This window comes from Methylobacterium sp. WL119 (genome assembly GCF_008039875.1).
GTDB lineage: Bacteria > Pseudomonadota > Alphaproteobacteria > Rhizobiales > Beijerinckiaceae > Methylobacterium.
This window is the reverse complement of sequence record NZ_VRUU01000204.1, coordinates 1-2,668: the sequence shown is the minus strand read 5'-3', so window position 1 is coordinate 2,668 and position 2,668 is coordinate 1. Positions and strand designations below refer to the sequence as shown.

The window sequence follows — 2,668 nt, the reverse complement described above, 5'->3', positions numbered from 1 at the left end:
CCACCGGCGGCTTGCGACGGGGACGGGGCGTCGCTGCGGGCGTGGCCGTCGTGGTGACGCCGAGGCGGGTGGCCAGCGCGAGGGCGCGGTTCTCGGTCACCCGGAGATGGCAGAAGCCGTGGGCGCCTCGGGTATTGCCTTCGGCAGCGGCTCCCGATGCGGCGTCCGCCTCGTCATCCCTCATCGCGCCGATGCGCCGACCGACTGAGCCCGAACCGGGCGGGGCCGCCCGGTGCGCCTTCCGGAACAGGTCCGGCCTCCGCCAGATCCTCCATGATCGGGCAGTCCGGGCGGTCGTCGCCGTGGCAGCGTGCGGCGAGCGCGGTCAGCGTCCGGCTCATCGCGTGGAGCTCGGCCGCCTTCCGCTCCAGCGCGTCGACGTGCTCGAGCGCGATGCGCTTCACGTCGGCGCTGGCCCGGCCCCGGTCGCGCCACAGCGCCAGCAGCACGCCGATCTGCTCCACGGTGAAGCCGAGGTCGCGCGCCCGGCGGATGAAGCGCAACGTGTGGATCTCCGCTTCGGTGTAGTGCCGGTAGCCGGCTTCCGATCGCGCCGCCCGGTCGATCAGGCCGGTGCTCTCGTAGTAGCGGATCATCTTGGCCGAGACGCCGGAGGCCCGTGCGGCCTCGCCGATGGTCATCATCGCCGCGCCTCCGCGGCCGGGCGCCAGCGGCGCAGCAGCAGCGCGTTGCCGACGACGCTGACGCTGGAGAACGCCATCGCGGCGCCGGCGACCATCGGGCTGAGCAGGCCGGCGGCCGCGAGCGGAATGCCGACGACGTTGTAGGCCAGCGCCCAGAACAGGTTCTGCCGGATCTTGGCGTAGGTCCGCCGGGCGATGTCGACGGCGTCGGCGACCAGCACGGGATCGCCGCGCATCAGCGTGACGCCGGCGGCGTGCATCGCGACGTCGGTCCCGCTGCTCAGGGCGATGCCGACATCGGCGGCCGCGAGCGCCGGCGCGTCGTTGACGCCGTCGCCGACCATGGCGACCCGACGCCCGCCGGCCTTCAGGCGCAGGATCGCCGCCGCCTTGTCCTCCGGCAGAAGCTCGGCCGTGACCGCGTCGAGGCCGAGCGCCTCGGCCGCCCGGGCGGCGCTGCCGCGATTGTCGCCGGTCAGCATCACGATGCGCAGGCCGCGCCGGCGGAGCGCGGCCACGGCCGCGGCCGCCGAGGGCTTCATCGCATCGCCGAACGCGATCAGGCCGAGGAGCCGCGGCGCCTGGTCCGGGTCGCGACCCGCCTCGGCGAGCCACGAGACGGTGCGGCCGTCCCGCGCCAACGCCTCGGCCCGCGCGGCGAGCGCCGTGAGGTCGACGCCGTCCTCGTCCATCAGCCGGCGGCTGCCGAGGCGCAGCGTGCGGCCCTCCACCACGGCGGCGACGCCGCGGCCGGGCAACGCCCGCAGGTCGGATGCGGCCGGCGGCGACACGCCCTCGGCGGCGGCCAGCGCCGCGACGGCGCGGGCGAGGGGATGCTCGCTGCCGGCCTGCAGCGCCGCGGCGCGGCGCAGGAGGTCGGCCCGCGCGATGCCCGGTGCGGGCTCGAGCTCGGTCACCGTCGGGCGCCCCTCCGTCAGCGTGCCGGTCTTGTCGAAGGCGACCGTGTCGAGGGCATGGGCCACCTCCAGCGCCTCCGCGTCCTTGATCAGGATGCCGTGGCGCGCCGCGACGCCGGTGCCGGCCATGATCGCCGTGGGCGTCGCCAGGCCGAGCGCGCAGGGGCAGGCGATCACGAGCACCGCCACCGCGTCGATCAGCGCGGCCTCGACGCCGACGCCGGCCACGAGCCACCAGCCGAGGAAGGTGAGAAGCGCCAGCCCGAGCACCACCGGCACGAACACCGCGCTGACCCGGTCGACCAGGCGCTGGATCGGGGCCTTGGCCGCCTGCGCGTCCTCGACCAGGCGGATGATCCGCGCCAGGGTCGCCTCCGCGCCGACCGCGACGGCCTCGACCACGAGCAGGCCGTCGCCGTTGATCGCGCCGCCGACGACCCGGTCGCCGGCCGCCTTGGCGACCGGCACGCTCTCGCCGGTGATCAGCGCCTCGTCGACCTGGCTCGCGCCGGCGCGGACGGTGCCGTCGGCGGGCAGCCGCTCGCCGGGGCGGACCACGACCATGTCGCCGACCCGGAGCGCCCCGACGTCGATCTCGGCCTCGCTGCCGTCCGGCCGGCGCAGGCGCGCACGCTCGGGGCGCAACGCCGTCAGCGCGCGGATCGCCGACGCGGTGCGCCGCTTGGCGCGGCTTTCCAGGCGCTTGCCGAACAGCACCAGGGTGATCACCACCGCCGAGGCCTCGAAATACAGGTGCGGCGCCGCGTGGCCGTGCGCCTCGGCCCGGACCAGCTCGACCAGGCTGAGGCCGTAGGCCGCCGAGGTGCCGAGCGCGACGAGCAGGTCCATGTTGCCGGCGCCGGCCCGCAGCGCGCGCCAGCCGGCCCGGTAGAATCGGGCGCCGAGCCAGAGCTGGATCGGGGTGGCGAGCGCCAGCTGCAGCCAGCCGGGCGGCATCCACGCGATCCCGAACGGCATCAGCAGCATCGGCGCGACCAGCGGCGCCGCAAGCAGGCCTGCGACGAGGAGGTGGAGCCCGTCGCGGCGCGCGGCGGCGTCCCGCTGGACGTCCGCGGCCTCGGCCCCGCCCGCGGTCGCCGCCGGGGC

The 2,668-nt window shown here is 76.4% G+C and carries 2 protein-coding genes; both read right to left on the bottom strand.

The window, feature by feature from the left end; all coding sequences use genetic code 11:
• Positions 1-173 precede the first annotated feature (173 nt).
• The gene (gene cueR / locus FV227_RS28325) at positions 174-641 is read right to left on the bottom strand and encodes a Cu(I)-responsive transcriptional regulator (RefSeq protein ID WP_147860454.1); all 468 of its coding nucleotides are present in this window, start codon (positions 639-641) and stop codon (positions 174-176) included.
• On the bottom strand, positions 641-2,668 hold a 2,028-nt coding region (locus FV227_RS28320; protein ID WP_147860453.1), incomplete at its 5' end, for a copper-translocating P-type ATPase. The genes cueR and FV227_RS28320, both read right to left, overlap by 1 nt.

What these genes read in the sequence shown, in the direction of transcription:
- cueR (WP_147860454.1), bottom strand. Translation starts at nt 641, where the DNA reads ATGACCATCGGCGAGGCCGCACGGGCCTCCGGCGTCTCGGCCAAGATG.